This is a genomic window from Massilistercora timonensis (assembly GCF_048354975.1).
Classification (GTDB): Bacteria; Bacillota; Clostridia; order Lachnospirales; family Lachnospiraceae; genus Massilistercora; species Massilistercora timonensis.
Genome location: NZ_DBGCJQ010000126.1, coordinates 16,259 through 37,964, shown reverse-complemented (window position 1 = coordinate 37,964; position 21,706 = coordinate 16,259). Strand labels below are relative to the sequence as shown.

The following is a 21,706-nucleotide window of genomic DNA, read 5'->3' as shown; positions in this document are numbered from 1 at the left end:
GCGCCATTCTCTCCTTTCCTGCCGGTGCGGACCGCCCGCAGCAGGATATTCTTGGGCGTGTGCTCCATGTCGATAAATTCCAGCACCTGAACGTCATAGCCTTCCCGCTCCAGATACTGAGCCCGCAAGCCATCGGTCACAAGCGCGGCCAGCCGCTCTTTGATAAGCCCATACTGAAGGATCGGCCGGAGCAGTTCATTTTCCATCTGCCCGTTCAGTTCATGCTGGCAGCAGGGAACCGACAGGATCACCTTGGCCTTCCAGCCCACAGCCTTGGCAAGCGCGAAATCAGTGGCCGTATCGCAGGCGTGGAGAGTGACTACCATATCCACCTCGTCGGCCCCGGTATAATCAGCGATATTCCCTTCCAGGAACCGCAGCTTCTCATAGCCGTATCTCTGGCTTAACTGATTGCAGGCGCGGATCACGTCCTCCTTCAGGTCCAGCCCCAGGATCCGCACGTCCAGTCCCTGCAGTTCGTGGAGATAATAATACATGGCAAATGTAAGATAGGACTTCCCGCAGCCAAAATCCAGGATCCGGATCTCCCGCTCTCTGGGAAGCTTAGGCAGAACGTCCTGGATAAACTCCAGAAACCGGTTGATCTGTCGGAATTTGTCGAATTTCGTACGGACGATCTTTCCCTCCGCCGTCATAACTCCCAGATCCTGCAGAAATGGAACCGGAATTCCCTCCTCCAGGATATAATGCTTCTTCCGGTTGTGATCCGTGGCCGCCGGCGCCTTCTTCCTGGCCCGCAGCTTCTTCTTCACCGTCACTTTACCCTTTTTGCTCACCAGCGCGGAGACCGCCGCACTCTGAGTCTCCAGCTGCATCTGCCGGAAATTCTCCATATATTCCAGGATCTTCCCGCAGGCCTCCTCCTTCTCCAGATTCTGATGGAACACCTGCGTCCCGCAGAAGGCTTCAAACTGATAGACATGCCGGTCCTTGTACCGGACCGGACGGATCCGCACTTTGTTCGGGCCGTCCGCCCGCCTGGGATTGCTCAGCACCGCCAGAAGAAACTCACTATTTAAATTGTCCTCTAATACCGTCCTTAATTCATCCATAGTATCATTATTGTAAAGGTTTTTGGGGATAAGTGCAAGATAAAAAGGGACAGGGTATTTTCAATCTGGGACGGGGTATTTTTAAAAATACCCCGTCCCCAATGGAAAGATTACCGTTACTTTGAAGAGATCGCCATCCAGATACAGCTGGAATTGTCCGCCCTGCAGTTCTGTCAGGGTCTTGGCGATGGAAAGCCCCAGGCCGCTGCCCTCGGTGCTTCTTGAGATGTCTCCCCGGATAAACCGCTCGGTCAGCTCGTCCGCAGAGATATTAAGCTGTTGTTGTGAAATGTTCTTCAGGCTGAAGATCACCTGGCCGTTTTCCACTTTCAGGTCCGCGTAGATCCGGGTCCCTTCCATGGCGTACTTGGCCGCGTTGTTGTAGATGTTCTCCAGGATCCGCCAGGTCCGTCTGCCGTCCGCCCGGATACAGGCCTCCTCAACGGAAATGTTCAATACTTCCGTAAGATTCCGGGCCTTAAACTTCTCCTCGAATTCTCCGCTGGTCTGCTGGATCATCTCCACAAAATTCAGGTTCATAAACTCCAGAGAAATATTTCCCGAGCTTACCTTGGAGGCCTCCACCACGTCTTCTGTCAGGGTTTTGAGCCGCTGGGCCTTGCTCTCCAGGATCTCCAGATAGCGCTGGACTTTCGGGTCTTCGAAGTTCTCTTTCTTCAACAGGTCCACATAGTTGATGATGGAAGTAAGCGGCGTCTTAATGTCATGGGACACGTTGGTGATCAGGTCTGTCTTCAGCCGCTCGCTCTTCATACTCTCCGCCAGGGCGGCGTCCAGCCCCTCCCCGATGGAATTGATGCTCTCTGCAATGGTCTTCTGATCCCCCCGAAGTCCTTCCGTTGGGATCTGATAATCCACCTGGCCTCCGGAGATCTTCAGGATCCCGGTTTTTATCTTCTCCCGGCAAATGCTTTCGTTCACCAGCAGGACCAGCGCCCCGATTTCCGCTGCCAGCATAATCAGAGGCCAGACGCTGCCCGGCCAGCACAGGATGGTGATCCAGTGGATCACTACGAATCCCGCGAAGATCAGCACCCGCTTCCACAAACATTTGAGATTGGAAAACAGCTTATATACGAAGGAGCACAGTGCCCGCAGCAGGCTGTTCTTCCACAGGTTCCGGGCTTTGGCCCGGCGCACCAGGCTTAAATATCCCGCCAGGAATACCATGCACCCCACCAGGGCCGCCCCTGCTCCCAGGATCAGGAGGGGGATCACGTCCTGCACGTAGGAGGTCTGCATATAGCTGGGTTCATAGATACCGTAACTGGTGTCGTCTATATAGCTGAAGATCGCACTGCCAAAAAGCAGGGGAAGGAATCCTAAAAAGAAGATCACCGCCGCAGCGATCTCCGTCTTCCATCGGTCAAACCAGCATAAATGCAGCTCCTTATCGGTGGCCCTGCGACCTGCGATCATAGTCAGCCACACACAGCCGGCGATCCACAGAAGCCCTGCGATCACGCCCACCAGAGCAATCTCCCGGGCGCTGGAACCGTAGTTCTCATACAGCCGGTTCTCCGTGTAGAAGTTATCCTGAATGGGAAATGTCGTGTCTACCGCCGCAGCGAATACAAAATCCTCCCCGCTGGTGCCGGTGTATTTCACCATGTCCCGCCATGCTGAAGCGTCTGTATCTTCAATGTTGGAATCAAAGTCCGCCAGCTTGGGCCGCACGATAATATATTTTCCCGTTTCCGTAAGGGCCTTCAGACTCTTCTCCAGCTCCTTGTAATTCCCGTATTCCTGTCGGTTGGTGGAAATAGTCCCCGCCTCCAGGTCCGCGTAAATGTAGGCAAAGTTAGTATCCCCCTCCTGAAGGTCCTCCTGCCAGGTAATGTACTGGGAATACTGGGCCGCCACCATCTGAAGACAGGCGCTCAGCTCGTCAAATGCCTGATCCAGCCGCCCGTTCCAGCGGGGATCCTTGTTGGCGATCTCCAGGATGCTGCCTGCCCCCACCGGGCCATACCGCTCATCCAGCCAGTATCCGTCATAGTTCCAGTAATCCGTATATTCCACCGCTCCCGCGGCGTTCAGGATCTCATCGGTAAGCGGCTCTCCGTTGTCATCGTAGGACTCCACGTTCTGGCCGCTGTTGCCTTCCCGTAAGTTCTGCAGAAGACCAGCCCGGAGACTTCCGTCGGCGTCCGCCGCATCGGCAAATGATAATTCCCCGGACTTGATCAGGTCTTCAAATTCCGCGTAAGTATAATAATGATAGCGTTTCCCGTCGGCGTCCGGTTCTCCTCTCTCACAGACGATGATGTTATGTTCCTCACCGTAGGAACCGTCTCTTGCCGACGTTTCGCCGCTCCAGTCCACCAGATCCCCCAGCCGGTAGGCAAGGCCGCTTTTGTTCTCTCCCGGATCCGCTCCATTTACATACCACTCATCTACATCAATGATCTTATCTTCATCCAGCTCCCCGTCCGCTCCAAAGAACTCCGATGCGCTGATCCCTTCCAGAGCCTGTGTGCTCCTGCCCTCTACCAGGGTGGCAAAGCCCCTGGAATCCTCATATCTCCTGGCCGGCTCCCCTTCGAAGATCTCCTCTCGCAGCGCCGGGTAAGACAACATCCACAGGAAACTTACCACCATCACCACCGCCAGGATATGCTCCATCACCACCAGGATGGTCTTCGTCAGATTCGTCTTATACCAATATCGTTTCATAGATACTCCCTTCTATAACTTCTCCACCTTATATCCCACGCCCCAGACCACCTTGAGATACCGGGGCTCCTTTGGATTGATCTCGATCTTCTCCCGGATGTGCCGGATATGTACGGCCACTGTATTGTCCACGCCGATGGCATCCTCGTTCCAGATATTTTCATAGATCTGATCGATGGAAAAAACTTTCCCCTGATTCCGGACCAGAAGCAGCAGGATATTATACTCGATGGGGGTCAGCTTCACCGGCTCCCCGTCCACCGTCACTTCCTTTAAATCGTCGTTGATCATCAGCCCGCCGGTGGCGTAGATCTTCTCTCCCGCAGGCTGGGCCGTGCTTCCAAGCTGGGTGTAGCGCCGCAGCTGGGACTTCACCCGGGCCACCAGCTCCAGCGGGTTAAAAGGCTTCGTCACGTAATCGTCCGCCCCCACATTAAGCCCCAGGATCTTGTCCGCATCCTCGGACTTGGCCGACAAGATGATAATCGGGATGTTATTCTCCTCCCGGATCTTCAGGGTAGCCCGGATCCCGTCCAGCCGGGGCATCATCACATCGATCACCAGAAGATCCACCGACTCCTTCTTCAACACCTCTAATGCTTCCTGCCCGTCGTAGGCCTTGAACACCTCATAGCCCTCCTGGGTCAGGTAAATATCGATCGCCTCTACGATCTCCTTATCATCATCACATACTAAAACTTTTGCCATCTCTCTCACCTCCCTTATACTATACAAGAATAGCAGGCAAAATTTAAGATGAAACCGTGGAAATTCTTAAGATATTATGAAAAGGGACAGGGTATTTTCAATCTGGGACGTGGTATTTTTAAAAATACCACATCCCCACCTATCGGATCTGAATGATCTGCCCGGGATAGATCTGATCTGGATCTTTGATCTTATTCAGTTGCTGCAGTTTTTTTACCGTCGTCTGGTGTTTCTTCGCGATCCCGCTTAAGGTATCCCCCGGCTTCACGGTATAGAACCGCATGGCCGAGACATTTTCCCCGTGGGGGATATCGATCACTTCCCCCGGATAGATCCGGTCCGGATCCGTGATGTGATTGTAGGAAATCAGGCGCTGCAAAGTAACGCCATGCTGTTTTGCGATGGCGCTTAAAGTATCGCCTTTCTTTACCACGTACCGGATCACGTCGTTGGGCTCGGGAGTAGCAGAATCTGGCGTGGATTCCGGCCTCTTCAGGTGATTTAATCCTTCTTCAGAGATCACCCGGGCGAAATCTTTATAGGCAATATCCATATCTACATTTCCCCAGATCCCGTCTACTCTTCCGTTGTCCCGGTACTGCCACATCCCGATCCCGGTCTCCCCCGGGGCGGAGGCGTACCGGGCGTACCACAGGGCGTATTTTCTTCTTAATTCCGGGGCGAACATCCGCTCCAGATAATCCAGATTGCTGTAATACATGGCGAAATATCCCAACTCTTCTACCCGGCCGCAAAAAGCCTCTACCAGCCGGGTAGCCAGCGTCCTGGTAACCCGGACCCCATTTTGCCGGGCATACCGCACTGAACCATATTCGAAATCATAACATACCGGATACTGCACCTTATACTCCCGGATCACGGAAATGCATTTCTCCGCCTCCCGGCGGGCCATCTCCGGTGTGTATGCGTAGGAAAACCAGTAGACGCCAAAGGGGATCCCTGCCTCCATGCAGCCCCGGGCGTTTCTTTCAAATTCGCCATCCACAGTGCTCGCTCCATATCCCGCCCGCAGCATGGCAAATTGAATGCCGGAGGCCTTTACTTTCCGCCAGTCGATGCTCCCCTGATGCTGACTTACGTCAATCCCGTGAATACTCATAGAGAAAACTCCTTTTTCCTGTTCTTTTTACTACTATATGAGCAAACTCTCTTTTCGCAACCCGGCTTTCCACAGAAAAGGTCGACCTTCGTCGAAGGGCGTTAAGTATTGTTGCATTTCTTGGAATTTTCAGGTTTTCCGTTTATAATACAATTGTTTCTTCTTTCTCAATGTAAGCAACTATATGGGAGGGGATTCTCTTATGCCTGATCGGGAAATCGAACTGCTTATTCGTTCTCTCGGGATCAATGGAACCTACCGGGGATACCGATATCTGTGCTATGGGATCAAATTATGTCTGGAAGATGAAGACTATCTGCTGTGCATCAGTAAGCTGCTGTACCCGGAGATCGCCCGGATCTTCCACACCTCGGGCAGCAGCGTGGAACGGGATATCCGCACGGTGATCCGTGTCTGCTGGGAGAGAGGAAATATCCGCCGCCTCCGGGAGATTGCGCTCCATCCACTGCTTGACAGGCCCACTGCCGGAGAATTTCTGGACATTCTGGTCACCCATCTCCATCATCGCCCCTGTCAGACAGCCGCCTTTTAGGTTTTCTTCCTTACTTCTTAAGCCGTTCTTAAGATTTTTTCTTTTTCTTTTATAGTTTTAACATAGTTTAGACATATTTATCTCCTATACTATAAGACAGATAGTTGATGAACAATCACTATCTCCCCCCTCATAAAGTAAATCGCCGGGGAGACCCGGCGGAACACTTTACTCTCATTCCTTTAGATAACTATAACGACAACGAGAACCCGTTAGCCGAAAGGTTAACGGGTTTTCGCTGTTGTTAAGCCTTTCCTTCTATTTCTTTAAGTCCTCCTTAAGATTCTTTCTGCTTCTTTTATAGATTCCACATACTTTGGACACATTTCTTCTCTATACTTAGTATCAGATAGTTGAAGAACACATCAACTATCAATCCCCCTCTCATGAAGTTGTACATCAGGACTTGCCTGATGCCACACTTTACTCTCATTCCTTTAGATAACGAAACCAGAAAACCCGCGAGCCAAAAAGGTTCGCGGGTTTTCGCTGTCTGTCTTTTTATGACAGGTTCTCCCTTATCCACAGATACAGATCCTCATAGACCTTGTCCCGGTCCGTCTCGTTCAGGATCTCATGCCGGTCGTCCCGATACAATCTAAGTTCCACATGTTCAAGTCCTGCTGCCCGGTATTTTTCATATACCTTGCGGACGCTCTTGCCAAACGCGCCCACGGGATCGTCTTCTCCTGACACGAAGAAGATGGGCAGGTCCTTTGGGATCCGCTTCAGGCTGCCGGGACGCTGCATCTTGCGCATCCCCTCCAGCATCTGATAGTAGCCGCCCAGGGTGAACCGGAAATTACACAGAGGATCTGAAGCATATTTCTCCCAGAGTTCCCGGTCGGAGGTGACCCAGTCGCCTCCGGTCTCTTTAAAATGACTGCGGTAAACCCCCAGGCACATCTCGTCGATCAGTCGACTTCGGTACCGCCACCCCTTCACTGCCGCCAGGATCCGGCACAGAAGCTGGCCGGCGGCAAGCACGACCATGGGCTGGCTCCCGGTGCCCATAACAATGGCCCCTGCAAGTCCCTGGCCGTACAGGGGAAGATACTGGCGCACCAGGAAAGATCCCATGCTGTGTCCCAGGATAAAGTACGAGATCCCGGGATATTTTTTCATAGTCCGCTGCCGCAGCATATGAATGTCTCCCAGCACATAGCTATTCCCTTTCGTCTCGTCAAAGTGACCGTGATCTTCCTCAGTACAGACAGATTTCCCATGGCCCAGGTGATCGTGCCCCACCACGTAAATCCCTTTGTCCGCCAGATACCTGGCAAATTCGTCATACCGGTCAATGTACTCCACCATCCCGTGACAGATCTGCAGGATCCCTGTGATCTCCCCCTCCGGGATCCACTCGATGGCGTGGATCCTGGTGGCCCCGTCCCGGGACGGATAGGCAAACTCTCTCTTCTTCATGTTGCTCCCTCCTCGTTGATCCATTTAGTGGTAAAAGGCGCCGTTTCCTACGGCGCCTTTCTCTTCTTCCCACAAGTGCGCTTTTTGTAACTTAGCGCTCTTCCAGCGGAATGTACTCTCTGTGGTCCGCCAGGGCCTTGTAGGCCGGACGGATGATCTTGTCTACATTTTTCAGCTCTTCCAGTCTGTGGGCGCTCCATCCTACGATACGGGCCGCCGCGAAGATCGGCGTATACAGGGACTTGGGCAGGTTCAGCATGCTGTACACCAGTCCGCTGTAGAAGTCCACGTTGGCATTGACGCCTTTGTAGATCTTGCGCTTCTCCCCGATCACTTCCGGAGCCATATGCTCTACCAGCTCGTAGAGAGCGTACTCTTTCTCATAGCCCTTCTCCTTTGCCAGCTGTTTTACAAATTTCTTGAAAATGTCTGCTCTCGGGTCGGAGACGGAGTAGACCGCATGTCCCATTCCATAGATCAGACCCTTCTTGTCAAACGCCTTCTTATCCAGCAGGTCGCAGAGGTAAGCCCGCACAGCGTCCTCATCCTCCCAGTCGGAGAGCTGCTGCTTCATATCCTCAAACATCTGGGTCACCTTGATATTGGCGCCGCCGTGCTTGGGTCCCTTCAGGGAAGCCATAGCCGCCGCCATGGTGGAGTATGTATCGGTTCCTGAAGAGGTGACTACGTGGGTAGTGAACGTGGAGTTATTTCCGCCGCCGTGGTCCATGTGCAGTACCAGCGCCATGTCCAGGATCTTGGCCTCCAGCTTGGTATATTTTCGGTCTTCCCGAAGCATCATCAGAATATTTTCCGCCGTGGACAGCTCCGGTGAAGGAGCATAGATGAACAGGTCTTCTCCCACCCGGTAGTTGTAAGCATGATAGCCATACACCATCAGCATGGGGAACTGGCTGATCAGGTTCAAGCACTGACGCAGCACATTGGGGATTGTGGTGTCATCCGCCTTGGCGTCATAGGAGTACAGGTTCAGAATGGACCGGGAAATGCTGTTCATCATGTCCCGGCTGGGCGCCTTCATGATAATGTCCCGCACAAAATTGGGGGGCAGGGTGCGCCGCTCCACCAGCGTCTCATGGAAGAGCTTCAGCTCCTTCTCGTCCGGAAGCTCACCAAAAAGCAGCAAATAAGAAATTTCCTCGAATCCAAAATGCTTCTCTTTCAGAAAGCCCTGCACCAGATCCTTGATATTGTAGCCCCGGTAATAAAGATTGCCTGCGCAGGGAACTTCCTTACCGTCCACGATCTTGGTGGCGCATACGTCGGAAATGTTGGTAAGTCCTGCCAGGACGCCTTTTCCGTTCAGGTCACGAAGACCTCTTTTTACCTCGTACTTTGTATACAGCTCCTTGTCAATAGCATTTTTCTCCTCACAGATCTCCGCGAAATGCTGGATCTCCGGCGTGATCTCAAACAATGCTGTCTCTACGCTTTTTCCCATAATCATCATCCTTTCTGTCTGTTTTTTATATGATTGCTCAGCCTGGCAAACTCTTCCAGCGTCAGGGCTTCTCCCCGTACATTCGCGCCTTTTCCAAGCTGTTCAATTGCTTCTCTGATGATCTCTTCTTCAAATTCTCCAGAATTTTTCAACCCATTGTAGAGGGTTTTGCGCCGCTGATTGAAGGCCGCCCGGATGACGGCGAACATCAGCTTCTCATCCTCCACCTCCACCGGCGGGACCGCGTGCCTGGTCAGCCGGATCACCGCAGACCCCACCTTGGGACGGGGCATGAAACAATTGGGCGGAACATTTGCCACGATATAAGGGTCGGCATAATACTGCACCGCCAGGGACAAAGCGCCGTAATCCTTGCTGCCCGGTCCCGTTTGCATCCGCTGGGCGACTTCCTTTTGCACCATCACGGTGATACTCTCCACCGGAACCTGGTTTTCAAAAAGCCCCATAATGATCGGTGTGGTGATATAATAAGGCAGGTTGGCCACCACCTTGATAGGGCGCCCCCCGTTTTCCTCCTCTGCAAGCTTGCGGATGTCCACTTTCAGCACGTCCTCGTTGATGATCCGGACATTGTCATAGTCCTTCAGCGTCTCCGAGAGAATGGGGATCAGGTTGCGGTCGATCTCCACCGCCACCACCTTGCCGGCAGCCTCCGCCAGATACTGGGTCATGGTGCCGATGCCCGGCCCGATCTCCAGGACCATATCTTCTTTTGTAATCTCCGCCGACCGGATGATCTTGTCCAGCACATGGGTATCAATCAAGAAATTCTGTCCGAACTTTTTCTGAAATGTAAAATGATATTTCTGCAGAATCTCAATGGTATTCTGCGGATTCCCCAACTTCTCCCTGCTCATAGACACTCCCCATACCGTCATATTGTGATATCTATTATACAATAATACGAATTTTTAAGAAATAGACAAAAAATGAAAAATTATTAAGATTGTGTGAATAGTACAATTTAGGACGTAGCCTTTTTAACGTTTACTACGTCCTAAAATGCATTTTGCCCTGTACCCAAATGCATTTTGGGGTGTACCTTTTTGCAATCTGGGGTGTACCCAAATTCACAGGCGATACATTTTCCGGGCGTTTTGCTCTGTCTGCTCCACTACTTCCTCATAGGAAATGTTTTTAATCCGGGCAATTTCCCCCGCAACATACCGAATATAGCGGGAATCATTGCGTTTTCCCCGATAAGGAACCGGCGCCAGGTAAGGGCAGTCAGTCTCCAGCAAAATGGATTCCAGGGGAATCGCTTCAACCACTTCTTTGACTTTTCTGGCATTTTTAAAAGTAACAACTCCCCCGATCCCGATATAGAAGCCCATTTTTACATACTCTTCAGCCTGTTCTCTGGAATAGGAAAAACAGTGGATCACCCCGGCAAGCCCGGCGGCATGTTTCTTCATGATCTCCATGGTATCCGCCGCTGCTTCCCTGCTGTGGATCAGCACTGGAAGATTCAGTTCCCTTGCCAGCTCCAGCTGTCGGATAAACCAGTATTTCTGCTGCTCGTGAGCTTCTTTGTCCCAGTAATAATCCAGGCCGATCTCGCCCACGGCCACCACCTTATCCTGTCGGAATAATTCCCGCATCCGGGCAAAAGATTCTTCATTTAAAGTCCCCACCTCGTCCGGATGGATCCCTACTGCCGCATACAAAAAGGGGTATTCCCGGGCCATAGCCGTAACTTTCTCGCAGGAATCATAAGAAGCACTTACATTGACAATCGTTCCAACTCCTTCCGATCCCATAGAAAGAAGCAGTTCCCGCCGATCCATATCAAATTGTTCATCGTCATAATGCGCATGCGTATCAAAAATCATGGTTCCTCCAAAATTTAATTTAGGACGTAGCCTTTTTGCATTTTACTACGTCCTCAATTGATTTCTGCCCTGTACCCAAATGCATTTTACCCTGTACCCAAATGCGCTTTGGGGTGTACCTTTTTGACTTTATTCTACAGCAGTTCTGCCCGCAATTCTTCCGGCGTCTTTACAGACAGCAGCGCCGGCGCGATATCGAACACAGTCTTTGCGCCGCTTTCGCCAGCTTTTGCCAAACGGTATGCGGCTCTGGCATAGCAAGCCAGTACGCTTGCGGTAAACTCTGGATTAGAATCCAGCTTCAGAGAATATTCAATAATGTGATTATTTCCGTCCACACCTGTCTTTCCACTGCGGATCACAAATCCGCCGTGGGGCATTCTGCTATGGTTTTTCTTCAGCTCTTCCTCTGTGATAAAAGTTACGGTAGTGTCGTAGTCATCAAAATAGTTAGGCATGGTCTTGATGGTCTGCTCAATCTCTGCCAGATCAGCGCCTTCTTCCGGAACCACATAGCATTCCCGCAGATGTTTATCCCGGGTGGTGAGCTGCGGCTCGCTTCCACTTCTCACCTGCTCTACTGCTGCCTCAACAGGAACCGTGTACTGGATCCCGTTCTTTACGCCCTTTACCCGGCGGATGGCGTCAGAGTGGCCCTGGCTTACGCCTTTTCCCCAGAAAGTATAGGTGCTTCCCTCGGTCAGGATGGACTCTGCGTAAAGCCGGTTCAGGGAAAACATTCCCGGATCCCAGCCCACGGAAATGATCCCTACTTTTCCGCCTTCTTTGGCCGCCTTATCCACATTTGCAAAATACTCCGGAATCCGCGCGTGAGTGTCAAAGCTGTCGATAGTATTGAAATTCTTCACGATTTCCGGTCCCATAACCGGCAGGTCTGTAGCGGAACCTCCGCAAAGCATCATTACATCAATCTCGTCCTTCATAGACAGCATTTCATCCATATGCTTCACTGCCGCGCCTTCTGTCAGGATCTTGACCGTGGACGGATCCCTCCGGGTAAATACGGCTTTCAGCTCCATATCCTGATTGCGGGCGACGGCAAGTTCCACGCCTCTCCCAATATTTCCATATCCCACAATCCCAATTCTGATCTTATCCATGATTGTTGATTCTCCTTTCATTTTTTCAGTTGGGGACGTGGTATTTTCGAAAATACCACGTCCCAGATTAAAAATACCCTGTCCCTTTTTAACAGATCTCCGCTCCGGCGGGCATTTCCCGTTCCGGGGTCATAAGCGCCAGATTGCCGTCGGCGTCTTCCGCGCACAGCAGCATTCCTTCTGACACCACGCCGGCCAGCTTGGCAGGCTTTAAGTTGGTCAGTACCATGACTTTCTTGCCTACCATCTCTTCCGGGGTGTAATGAGCCTTGATCCCGGACACGATCTGCTTCACCTGGCTTCCTACTTTTACCTGGGAGCACAGAAGCTTTTTGGATTTGGGCACCGCTTCGCAGGCAATGATCTCTCCTACCTGGAACTGCATTTTCCCAAAGTCTTCGAAGGTGATCTCCGGCTTGGGCTCCAGATCGATAACTGCCGCATCGTCCCCGGCCGTACTGTCTGCCTCGTCTTCTACCGGCGGGTGCAGTTCTTCGACTTTCTTCATCACTTCCTCCAGATCCAGTCTTGCGAACAGGATCTCCGGTTTCTCAGTGACTTTGCCGTCACCCAGCTGTGCCAGGATCTTCTCTGCGGTCTCCGGCATGTAGGGCGCCAGAAGCTCTGCCCCTACTTTGATACTCTCGATCAGGTTGTTGAGCACTGTCTCCAGCCGGTCTTTCTTTGCCTCGTCCTTGGCCAGCGCCCAGGGCATGGTCTCATCGATATATTTGTTACAGCGCTTGAACAGGTTGAAGATCTCGGTCATGGCGTCCGCCACCCGCAGATCGTCCATCCGGGCGTCCACAGCCTTGGGCGTGTTCTCCACAACCGCCTTAAGGTCTGCGTCCACCTCTTCTGCCACGCCTTTGTCTGCCACCACGCCGCCAAAGTATTTGTTGGCCATGGAGACGGTCCGGTTCACCAGATTGCCCAGGGTGTTGGCCAGATCGGAGTTCATCCGCTCCACCATCAGTTCCCAGGTGATCACGCCGTCATTTTCAAAAGGCATCTCATGGAGCACGAAATAGCGCACCGCGTCCACGCCGAAGAAATCTACCAGCTCATCGGCATACAGCACATTTCCCTTGGACTTGCTCATCTTGCCGTCTCCCTGAAGGAGCCAGGGATGGCCGAACACCTGCTTGGGCAGGGGGAGGTCCAGGGACATCAGGAAGATGGGCCAGTAAATGGTGTGGAACCGGATGATGTCTTTGCCGATCAGGTGGAGATCCGCCGGCCAGTTTTTCTTAAACAGGTCCGAACTCTCCCCGTCACAGTCGTAGCCGATCCCGGTGATGTAGTTGGTCAGCGCGTCCAGCCATACGTAGACCACGTGGCCGGGATCGAAATCCACCGGGATCCCCCATTTGAAGGAGGTCCGGGACACACACAGATCCTGCAGGCCCGGCAGCAGGAAGTTGTTCATCATCTCATTTTTCCGGGATACAGGCTGGATGAATTCCGGATGGGTATTGATATGCTCGATCAGCCGGTCCGCATATTTGCTCATCTTGAAGAAATAGGCCTCCTCCCTGGCCGGCTGCACCGGGCGCCCGCAGTCGGGACATTTTCCGTCCACCAGCTGGGATTCGGTGAAGAAAGACTCGCAGGGAGTGCAGTACATGCCCTCATAATACCCTTTGTAAATGTCGCCTTTCTCATACATTTTCTTGAAGATCTTCTGCACCTGGCGCTCATGGTCTTCGTCCGTGGTGCGGATGAATTTATCGTAGGAAGTGTTCATCAGATCCCAGATCTTCTTGATCTCCCCGGCCACATTGTCCACGAATTCCTTGGGCGTAACGCCTGCTTCCTCCGCTTTCAGTTCGATCTTCTGTCCGTGCTCGTCAGTTCCGGTCTGGAAGAACACATCAAAGCCCTTACTTCTTTTGTACCGGGCGATGGCGTCCGCCAGCACGATCTCATAGGTATTGCCGATGTGGGGCTTGCCGGACGTGTAGGCAATAGCCGTTGTGATATAATACTTTGGTTTTTCCATTTGCTGATTCTCCTCCTTGAAAATAAAAAATCTCCGATCCTTCCGTCCGGAATGATCAGAGAAGACGGGGAGTCCCCGTGTTACCACTTCTTTTCACCTGCGCCTCACGACACAGGCCTCGTCAGGTGAGCCCGCCTTGCAGGCTTTTCTCACCCTGGCCGCTGTAAAGGGCGGACCCATCGCAGCCTGGCAGGAACCCCTCGTTCCTGTTCGGTGCGCCGCTCGGGAGCCATCTTCCGCCAGTCTCCATCCATCCCTCTCAGCATCCGGCCCTTAGGCCTTCGGGAATTCTCTGTAAAATGTCCAAATGGCGTACTCTTTCCGTCATTGCGTTTGCATATCCACTGATGTTAGAAATCGTAGCATAATCCGGCGGGGCGTGTCAAGGAAAACTGGCAAATCTCCCGCATTGCCGCCTCTCTGCCTGCATATAAATAGAAAAAAACCAGGAAGCCTTATGATCCATCCATTGAAAATCAAGTTTCAGAAACGCCCTCTTCTTCTTGGGGCTGTCTTTTTTTCTCTTCTCCTATCCGCCGCCTGCCTTATATTTTTCTTCGGAAGAGACCCCGACCGGCGGTTCGAAGACTACACAGAAGCCTTGTTTTGCCAGGAGGTAGCCGGCAACTCCCTCTCCCTCCATTTCACCCTCCAGGATCCGTCCTCTTACGGGATCCATGACGCTCCCATTTCCCTGGGGCAGGTCAGCACGGACCCGGAAGAAATAAGCGCCGCCGCGGAAAATGCCCTGGCCCTGCTGCACCGGCATGACCGGGAAAAGCTCTCCGGCGAAAACCGGCTGACCTACGATATCCTGGAACAGTATCTTTCCAACTCCCTCCGGGAATCCGCCTATGCTCTCTACGAAGAACCCCTCTCGCCCCTCACCGGCACCCAGGCTCAGCTTCCGGTGCTATTGTCGGAATACCGGTTCTCAAACCGGGAGGACGTAGAGACTTATTTAAAGCTCCTGGATCAGGTGCCGGTCTATTTCCAGTCTATTCTGGAATTCGAAGAAGCCCGCTCCCGGGAAGGGCTTTTCATGTCCGCCCAGCGCGCCGACGCTGTCGTGGAAGAGTGCCAGGTATTCCTGGACCTGGGAGAGAAGAACTACCTGTATTCTTCCTTCCGGGAACGGCTAAAGGAACTCTCCCTACCTCAGGATGACCTGGAAGCCTACTGCCGGGAAAATGCAGCCGCTGTGAAGCGCTCTGTATTTCCCGCCTATCAGGATCTGATGGACGGCATCCTGGCCCTGCGGGATACCGGGAAAAATTCCGGCGGTCTGTGCCATTTTCCAGAAGGAGAAACCTACTATGAGATCCTGGCTGCTATGGAGACCGGCTCAGACCGGTCGGTTCCAGAGCTTCAGGCACTGACCCGGCAGCAGCTGGCCCGGGATCTTCTGGACCTTCAGGAAGCGCTGGCAGCTTATTCCGGTTCCGGGGATGTCAGCATTTCCTCCGATCTCTTCAAGCCTCAGGGAGAACTGCTTTCCGACACCAATCCCGCTTCTATCCTGGTTTACCTGGAAGAGAAGATAGAAGGAGAATTCCCCGCTCCGCCCCAGGTAGATACTCGGATCAAGTATGTGCAGGAATCCATGCAGGAATACCTAAGCCCCGCCTTCTACCTGATCCCGGCCATCGACAATCCCGGGGAAAATGTGATCTACATCAATCCCGGCCATCTTGGCGACGACATTTCCCTCTTCACCACCCTGGCCCATGAAGGATACCCCGGCCACCTCTACCAGACCACATACTTTGCCGGGCAGGATCCGGACCCCATCCGCAGCCTTCTGGATTTTGGCGGTTATACTGAGGGCTGGGCCACCTACACTGAGATGGTCAGCTATTACTACGCACCTATGGACCATGACCTGGCCACCCTGATGCAGAAAAACGCCTCCATCCTGCTGGGGCTCTACGCCCTGGCCGATATGGGGATCCACTACGACGGCTGGAGCCTTTTGGACACCATCGCCTTCTTCCGCAGCTACGGCATCACCAAGACCGAAGTGATCGAAGAAATCTATCAGCTGATCCTGGGGGATCCGGCCAACTATCTGAAATACTATATCGGATATGTAGAATTCCTGGAGTTAAAGAAAGAAGCCATCCGCCGGTGGGGCGATGACTTCAGCCAGGAAAAGTTCCACAAAGCCGTACTGGAGGTAGGGCCCGCGCCCTTCGATCTGCTGCGGGAATACGTAATAGGATCGTAAGGTGGGGACGTGGTATTTTCAAAAATACCACGTCCCAGATTGAAAATACCCTGTCCCCCTGTCACTTCTTAACTAACAAAACAACGCTGTGCCGCCGTTTCCTCCCGATCACCCGTCAGATCCCTACATCTCTCCCAACACCACGCTGGCAGCCAGGCCCCCCGCTGTTGCCAGCAGCGCGCCTGCAAGAGTATACCTGGTTTTACTTACTTTGGCAGTCATGAAATAAACGCTCATGGTATAGAAAATGGTCTCTGTGCAGCTCATACTGATAGAGGCTACTTTCCCAATGTAAGAATCCGTCCCGTATTCTTTATATAAATCCAGAAGCAAGCCGGTGGCCGCGGAAGAAGAAAACATTTTCACTACACTTAAGGGGACCAGCTCTGCCGGAAACCCCAAAGGTTCCGTCAGACCGCCGGCGATTCTTGCCAGAAAATCCAGGAACCCGGAGGCGCGCAGGATCCCCACCGCCACCATCAGTCCGACCAGAGTAGGGACCAGGCTTATTACCGTGCGCAGCCCGCTTTTGGCCCCCTGGATAAACGTCTCATAAACATCTACTTTCATCAAAAGTCCATAGCTGACAATCCCAAAGATCACCAGCGGAACCATCAGATCGCTGAGATAAAGCAAAAATTTCATCTGGATTCATCCCCTTTTTCAGGCTTTGTTTCTAATAATTTATGTGCTCTAAGTTTTTTCTTATTCTCAAAAATATCAAAAAGGGACAGGGTATTTTCAATCTGGGACGTGGTATTTTCGAAAATACCACGTCCCCAATTGGAAATCCAATTGAAAAAAACTGCCAAAAAGCCTATACTATCTAGGAATCTTATTTTACGGAATCTGGTGATCTATTATGAAACATACCGCCGCTGCTTCGCAGAAGGACTTCAGCCAGGGGAGTGTTGCCATCAACATCCTGCGGCTTGCTCTGCCTATGACGCTGGCGCAGTTGATCAACGTCCTCTACAACGTGGTGGACCGTATCTATATCGGGCATCTGCCCCATACTTCTACCCAGGCCCTCACCGGCATTGGCCTTACCCTGCCCATCATTACCATCATCACTGCCTTCGCCAATCTGTTTGGCATGGGCGGCGCGCCTCTTTTTTCCATCGCCAGGGGCGCGGGGGAGACGGAGCGGGCTAAGCGGATCATGGGAAATTCCTTCTCCCTGCTTTTGTTATCCGGCGTCCTTATCGCCGCGCTCTGCCTGGTCTTCCGGCGGCCCCTGCTCTATCTTTTTGGGGCCAGCGACGTGACCTATCCTTATGCGGACGCCTATATCACCATCTATCTCCTTGGCACGTTATTTGTCATGGTCAGCCTGGGCATGAACAACTTCATCAACGCCCAGGGCTTCGGGGTCACCGGGATGCTCACGGTCTCCATCGGCGCGGTCCTGAATCTGATCCTGGACCCTTTGTTCATCTTTGTCTTTGGCCTGGGCGTCCGTGGCGCGGCCATCGCCACCATCATTTCCCAATGTGTGTCTGCCATCTGGGTTTTTTATTTCCTTACCAGAGGAAATGCTATTATAAAGTTGTCAAAGAAATATCTTCGTTTACACAAAAGGCTTGTTAAGGAGATTACTTCTCTTGGGTTCTCCGGCTTTATCATGGCCATCACCAACGGCTCTGTGCAGATCATGTGCAACGCCACCCTTCAGCGGTACGGCGGCGATCTGTACGTGGGGATCATGACGGTGATCAATTCGGTGCGGGAATTGATCAACATGCCTATGAACGGCCTGACCAACGGCGCCCAGCCCATCATCAGCTTCAACTACGGCGCCGGAGAAAAGGGGCGGGTGAAAGCAGCCATCCGGTTCATGACCGTCAGCTGTATCCTGTTCACCCTGTTTCTCTGGGCTTTGCTGCTCCTCTTTCCCCGGTTCTTCATCCACCTTTTTAACAGCGAACCGGAGCTTCTGGAAAAGGGCGTGCCCGCCATGCACATCTATTTCTTCGGCATTTTCATGATGGCCCTGCAGTTTGCCGGCCAGTCCACCTTCGTGGCCCTGGGCTGCTCCCGGCAGGCGGTGTTCTTCTCCCTTCTGCGAAAGGCCGTCATCGTCATCCCGCTGACTCTGTGGCTCCCCACGGTGGCCGGCCTTGGCACCAGCGGCGTCTTCCTGGCAGAGCCGGTGTCCAACTTCATCGGCGGGAGCGCCTGCTTTCTCACCATGCTCTTCACGGTACGGCGGATGCTGAAAGAATAATGCCCTCATTTCCCCCGGCTTTTTGGCATATAATTTACAAAAATCCCCGGAGCCTTTTATGCTGAACTTTCTCTGGGCCGGCATGATCCTTGCCGGCATCCTCTTCGCGGCGTTCACCGGCCGCATTTCTCAGATCACCAACGCCGCCATTGATTCCTCCAAAGAAGCCATCACCCTGTGCGTCACCATGATGGGGGTCATGGCCCTCTGGGTGGGACTAATGGAGATCGCCCAAAAGGCGGGGATCATGGACGCCCTCTCTGTCCGGCTGCGGCCGGTGATCCGGTTCCTCTTCCCCAGGCTTCCCGCGGGCCATCCCTCCGAGCCCCACATCCTTACCAATCTGATCGCCAATTTCCTGGGCCTTGGCTGGGCCGCCACCCCTGCCGGGTTAAAGGCCATGGAGGAACTGGCCCGCCTGGAGGAAGACCGCCGTGCCGGACGGCTGCCGGGACCGGTACGAAAGCGGGGCGTAGCCGGCAACGAGATGTGTACGTTCCTTATTATAAACATTTCTTCCCTGCAGCTAATCCCGGTAAATGTGATCGCTTACCGCAGCCAGTACGGCAGCGTGGACCCGGCAGCCATCGTGGGAGCCGGGATCCTGGCCACCACTGTGAGCACTGCAGTGGCGGTGGTCTTCTGCCGTCTGATGGACCGGCGCAGCAAGGTTTCTTAACTTTTCCTTATTTATGCACTTTTTGCGAATTTTCATTCATTTCCACCGCGTTTATTGACATTTTCCACAAATCGTACTATACTAAGCTGTGTACTAAAGAAACAGCTTCTTAGCAAAGCACAAAATTTTGAAAGGAGGAGAGAGTATGTGGGGACATATTTTCGACCTTAACAATCCGCTGATCGGAGCGGATAACACCTGGGCACTCTGGGCAGTATGTGCTGCCGGGGCCGCAGCTGCTATTTATCTGGAACAGAAATACACATGGGCAGCAAAGGCCAGTGGTGCCATTGTAGCTCTTGTGTTAGCACTTATCTTATCCAACCTGGGAATCATCCCGACGGCTGCGCCGGTATGGGATGCAGTTTGGAGCTATGTAGTTCCTCTTTCCCTGCCGCTTCTGCTGATGCAGTGTAACGTGCGTGACATGGGAAAGGATTCACTGAGGCTATTGGGAATCTTCCTGTGTGGTTCCGTGGGTACCATGGTCGGCGTTATGCTTGGCTACGTACTGCTTGGAAACTTCATTCCTGAGCTGAACGCTCTGGCAGGCGTATTCACCGGTACCTACATCGGCGGTTCTGTTAACTTCGCCGCTCTGGGCGAGGCCTTCAACGTAACCGGCGAAATGCTGTCCGCAGCCACCGTTGCCGACAACCTGCTGATGGCTCTGTACTTCTTCGTACTGGTTATCATCCCTGGAATCGGCTTCTTCCGCAAGCACTACAAACATCCCCATCAGGATGCTGTAGAAGCAGGAACCGCCAACAATGATACCGAGGGAACAGCTGCAGCAGCTTACTGGGGACGGAAAGAGATCTCCCTTAAGGATATCGCCATGGCAGTTGCGGTAGCGTTCGTGATCGTTACCCTGTCTACCATCGTTGCTGATTTCCTGGCAGGCGTGATCCCGACCTCCAATCCGCTTCTGTCCATGCTGAACACCCTGTTTGGTAACATGTATCTGTGGATCGCCACCATCTCCATGATCTGCGCGACCGCAGCTCCGGGATTCTTCGGCGAAATCAGAGGAACAAACGAACTGGGAACATTCCTGATCTACCTGTTCTTCTTCGTAATCGGTGTTCCGGCTTCTATCCCGTTGATCGTACGGAACTCACCTCTGCTGCTTGTATTCGCGGCAATCGTAGTTATCGTAAACATGCTGTTCAGCCTTGTACTTGGCAAGCTCTTCAAGTTCGACCTTGAGGAGATCCTGTGTGCGTCCAACGCCAACATCGGCGGACCGACCACATCAGCAGCCATGGCAGTTTCCAAAGGCTGGACCAAACTGGTTGGACCTTGTCTGATCGTTGGTACCATCGGCTACGTAATCGGAACCTATGCTGGTCTGATCGTAGGAAGCCTTATGGGTGCAACCGCATAAAACACAAATATATACAGGGGCGGAAGTCCGTCCCTGTATTATTTTTATCTTTTTATCAACGAAAATGATTCTCAGTTGACGCATTTATTTATCCTTTTACAAAGGAGGTCTGATTTATGAACTTTGATGCACACGGCGACATCTGGACAGACGTCACACACCACTACTTGAACGGAGAATCCGACATTTTCCGCAAATATCACTACGACCGCTTCAAGAAAGGCCAGATCGAGGGCGGGATCTTCGTAATCTGGAACGATCCGCCTTTTGACAAAGATCCGCTGAAACGAACCCATCAGATGATGGAAGCCATTTCCCATGAAGAGCCGGACTGCGCGGATATCCTGAAGATCTGCCGGTCCTACGAGGATATGGTGACTGCAAGAAAAGAAGGAAAAATGTATACCTTCATCGGTCTGGAAGGCTTAAAGAGCGTAGGCGAGGACGTGGACATGATCGAGGAGTTTTATAACTTCGGCGCCCGCCACGCAAGCCTGACCTGGAACGAAGAAAATCCGCTGGCCACCGGAGCCCTTGGCACACCAGAGCGGGGACTTACCGATCTGGGCCGCAGGGCGGTGCGCAAGATCGAAGACCTGGGCATGATCCTGGACGTGTCCCACTTAAACGACACCTCCTTCTGGGATCTCCTGGACGCAGCAAGCGGGCCGGTGGTCGCCACCCACTCCAATTGCCGGGCCCTCTGCGACCAGCGCCGGAACCTGACCGACGACCAGCTGAAGGCTCTGGCAGAGACCGGCGGCATGGTAGGCCTGAACTCCTTCAATGAATTCGTTCACCCGGACATCCACAAACAGACCGTGGAAAATCTGGTGAAACACCTGGTACATATGGTAGAGATCATGGGCATCGACCATGTGGGATTCGGATTTGATTTCTGCGAATACCTGTGCGGCGATACCCTGGACTCCTTCAGTAGCCAGGAAAATCCGTACACCATCGGCCTGGAGGATTGCTCTCAGGTACCAAATGTGATCACGGAAATGAAACGGGTTGGATTCAATGACGAGGAGATTGAAAAGATTTCCCATAAGAACTGGCACAATTTAATTCACAAAGTCATGAAATAGTTTCTGGGGACGTGGTATTTTTAAAAATACCACGTCCCCACTTTTTTTGCTTGCTTTTTTGGAATATTGGGTATAATATAT

The 21,706-nt window shown here is 52.6% G+C and carries 17 protein-coding genes; 6 read left to right on the top strand and 11 right to left on the bottom strand.

Translation table 11 applies throughout. From position 1 onward, the window contains the following. The 4 genes from ACML7B_RS10845 to ACML7B_RS10830 form a co-directional block, all read right to left on the bottom strand. Positions 1 to 1,073, bottom strand: a 1,073-nt coding sequence (locus ACML7B_RS10845) for a class I SAM-dependent methyltransferase (RefSeq protein WP_418541225.1), incomplete at its 3' end; no start/stop codon positions are given. A gap of 81 nt (positions 1,074 to 1,154) precedes the next feature. Then, positions 1,155 to 3,770, bottom strand: coding sequence for a sensor histidine kinase (locus ACML7B_RS10840; protein ID WP_418541223.1), 2,616 nt, complete (start codon positions 3,768 to 3,770; stop codon positions 1,155 to 1,157). A 12-nt stretch (positions 3,771 to 3,782) separates the two neighbouring features. Next, a complete protein-coding gene (locus tag ACML7B_RS10835; RefSeq protein WP_418541222.1) occupies positions 3,783 to 4,478 on the bottom strand; it encodes a response regulator transcription factor in 696 nt (231 codons plus the stop codon). A 139-nt stretch (positions 4,479 to 4,617) separates the two neighbouring features. Then, the gene (locus ACML7B_RS10830) at positions 4,618 to 5,598 is read right to left on the bottom strand and encodes a LysM peptidoglycan-binding domain-containing protein (RefSeq protein WP_418541221.1); all 981 of its coding nucleotides are present in this window, start codon (positions 5,596 to 5,598) and stop codon (positions 4,618 to 4,620) included. A gap of 202 nt (positions 5,599 to 5,800) precedes the next feature. On the opposite strand from ACML7B_RS10830, the gene ACML7B_RS10825 reads away from it, so the two are divergent. Further along, entirely contained in the window at positions 5,801 to 6,151 is a 351-nt protein-coding gene (locus tag ACML7B_RS10825) for a sporulation initiation factor Spo0A C-terminal domain-containing protein (protein ID WP_346707459.1), read from the top strand. A gap of 501 nt (positions 6,152 to 6,652) precedes the next feature. Here the strand turns inward: ACML7B_RS10825 and ACML7B_RS10820 are convergent. The 6 genes from ACML7B_RS10820 to metG all read right to left on the bottom strand — a co-directional run bounded on the left by ACML7B_RS10820 (position 6,653) and on the right by metG (position 14,014). Beyond that, positions 6,653 to 7,576: an alpha/beta fold hydrolase gene (locus ACML7B_RS10820; RefSeq protein WP_418541219.1), complete on the bottom strand. Its 924-nt coding sequence runs from the start codon at positions 7,574 to 7,576 to the stop codon at positions 6,653 to 6,655. A gap of 91 nt (positions 7,577 to 7,667) precedes the next feature. Beyond that, positions 7,668 to 9,044, bottom strand: a complete 1,377-nt coding sequence (locus tag ACML7B_RS10815; protein ID WP_346707603.1) for a citrate/2-methylcitrate synthase — start codon at positions 9,042 to 9,044, stop codon at positions 7,668 to 7,670. Next, positions 9,044 to 9,916, bottom strand: coding sequence for a 16S rRNA (adenine(1518)-N(6)/adenine(1519)-N(6))-dimethyltransferase RsmA (gene rsmA / locus ACML7B_RS10810; RefSeq protein ID WP_346707457.1), 873 nt, complete (start codon positions 9,914 to 9,916; stop codon positions 9,044 to 9,046). The genes ACML7B_RS10815 and rsmA overlap by 1 nt, the downstream gene beginning before the upstream one ends. Before the next feature lie 213 nt (positions 9,917 to 10,129). Then, complete coding sequence (locus tag ACML7B_RS10805) at positions 10,130 to 10,891, bottom strand: TatD family hydrolase (protein WP_418541218.1); 762 nt, start codon at positions 10,889 to 10,891, stop codon at positions 10,130 to 10,132. A gap of 134 nt (positions 10,892 to 11,025) precedes the next feature. Then, on the bottom strand, positions 11,026 to 12,012 hold the full coding sequence (locus ACML7B_RS10800) for a diaminopimelate dehydrogenase (RefSeq protein ID WP_418541217.1): 987 nt from the start codon (positions 12,010 to 12,012) through the stop codon (positions 11,026 to 11,028). Between the two features lie 88 nt (positions 12,013 to 12,100). After that, positions 12,101 to 14,014: a methionine--tRNA ligase gene (gene metG, locus ACML7B_RS10795; protein WP_418541216.1), complete on the bottom strand. Its 1,914-nt coding sequence runs from the start codon at positions 14,012 to 14,014 to the stop codon at positions 12,101 to 12,103. 457 nt (positions 14,015 to 14,471) lie between these two features. Between metG and ACML7B_RS10790 the strand changes: the two genes are divergently transcribed. Beyond that, a complete protein-coding gene (locus ACML7B_RS10790) occupies positions 14,472 to 16,241 on the top strand; it encodes a DUF885 domain-containing protein (RefSeq protein WP_418541215.1) in 1,770 nt (589 codons plus the stop codon). A gap of 123 nt (positions 16,242 to 16,364) precedes the next feature. Here ACML7B_RS10790 and ACML7B_RS10785 read toward each other — a convergent pair whose 3' ends face one another. Beyond that, a complete protein-coding gene (locus tag ACML7B_RS10785) occupies positions 16,365 to 16,886 on the bottom strand; it encodes a spore maturation protein (protein ID WP_418541213.1) in 522 nt (173 codons plus the stop codon). A gap of 217 nt (positions 16,887 to 17,103) precedes the next feature. On the opposite strand from ACML7B_RS10785, the gene ACML7B_RS10780 reads away from it, so the two are divergent. From ACML7B_RS10780 to ACML7B_RS10765, 4 genes are all read left to right on the top strand, one after another. Then, positions 17,104 to 18,468, top strand: a complete 1,365-nt coding sequence (locus tag ACML7B_RS10780; protein WP_418541212.1) for an MATE family efflux transporter — start codon at positions 17,104 to 17,106, stop codon at positions 18,466 to 18,468. A gap of 58 nt (positions 18,469 to 18,526) precedes the next feature. After that, positions 18,527 to 19,147, top strand: coding sequence for a nucleoside recognition protein (locus ACML7B_RS10775; protein ID WP_418541211.1), 621 nt, complete (start codon positions 18,527 to 18,529; stop codon positions 19,145 to 19,147). A gap of 145 nt (positions 19,148 to 19,292) precedes the next feature. Further along, positions 19,293 to 20,534 carry a DUF819 domain-containing protein gene (locus ACML7B_RS10770; RefSeq protein WP_418541209.1) on the top strand — a complete coding sequence of 414 codons (1,242 nt, stop codon included), beginning with the start codon at positions 19,293 to 19,295 and terminating at the stop codon, positions 20,532 to 20,534. Positions 20,535 to 20,650: 116 nt separating this feature from the next. Next, entirely contained in the window at positions 20,651 to 21,625 is a 975-nt protein-coding gene (locus ACML7B_RS10765; RefSeq protein ID WP_418541208.1) for a dipeptidase, read from the top strand. Positions 21,626 to 21,706 lie beyond the last annotated feature (81 nt).

Coding starts and splice junctions, on each gene's coding strand:
- ACML7B_RS10840 (WP_418541223.1), bottom strand. CDS start 3,770: ATGAAACGATATTGGTATAAGACGAATCTGACGAAGACCATCCTGGTG.
- ACML7B_RS10835 (WP_418541222.1), bottom strand. CDS start 4,478: ATGGCAAAAGTTTTAGTATGTGATGATGATAAGGAGATCGTAGAGGCG.
- ACML7B_RS10830 (WP_418541221.1), bottom strand. CDS start 5,598: ATGAGTATTCACGGGATTGACGTAAGTCAGCATCAGGGGAGCATCGAC.
- ACML7B_RS10825 (WP_346707459.1), top strand. CDS start 5,801: ATGCCTGATCGGGAAATCGAACTGCTTATTCGTTCTCTCGGGATCAAT.
- ACML7B_RS10820 (WP_418541219.1), bottom strand. CDS start 7,576: ATGAAGAAGAGAGAGTTTGCCTATCCGTCCCGGGACGGGGCCACCAGG.
- ACML7B_RS10815 (WP_346707603.1), bottom strand. CDS start 9,044: ATGATTATGGGAAAAAGCGTAGAGACAGCATTGTTTGAGATCACGCCG.
- rsmA (WP_346707457.1), bottom strand. CDS start 9,916: ATGAGCAGGGAGAAGTTGGGGAATCCGCAGAATACCATTGAGATTCTG.
- ACML7B_RS10805 (WP_418541218.1), bottom strand. CDS start 10,891: ATGATTTTTGATACGCATGCGCATTATGACGATGAACAATTTGATATG.
- ACML7B_RS10800 (WP_418541217.1), bottom strand. CDS start 12,012: ATGGATAAGATCAGAATTGGGATTGTGGGATATGGAAATATTGGGAGA.
- metG (WP_418541216.1), bottom strand. CDS start 14,014: ATGGAAAAACCAAAGTATTATATCACAACGGCTATTGCCTACACGTCC.
- ACML7B_RS10790 (WP_418541215.1), top strand. CDS start 14,472: ATGATCCATCCATTGAAAATCAAGTTTCAGAAACGCCCTCTTCTTCTT.
- ACML7B_RS10785 (WP_418541213.1), bottom strand. CDS start 16,886: ATGAAATTTTTGCTTTATCTCAGCGATCTGATGGTTCCGCTGGTGATC.
- ACML7B_RS10780 (WP_418541212.1), top strand. CDS start 17,104: ATGAAACATACCGCCGCTGCTTCGCAGAAGGACTTCAGCCAGGGGAGT.
- ACML7B_RS10775 (WP_418541211.1), top strand. CDS start 18,527: ATGCTGAACTTTCTCTGGGCCGGCATGATCCTTGCCGGCATCCTCTTC.
- ACML7B_RS10770 (WP_418541209.1), top strand. CDS start 19,293: ATGTGGGGACATATTTTCGACCTTAACAATCCGCTGATCGGAGCGGAT.
- ACML7B_RS10765 (WP_418541208.1), top strand. CDS start 20,651: ATGAACTTTGATGCACACGGCGACATCTGGACAGACGTCACACACCAC.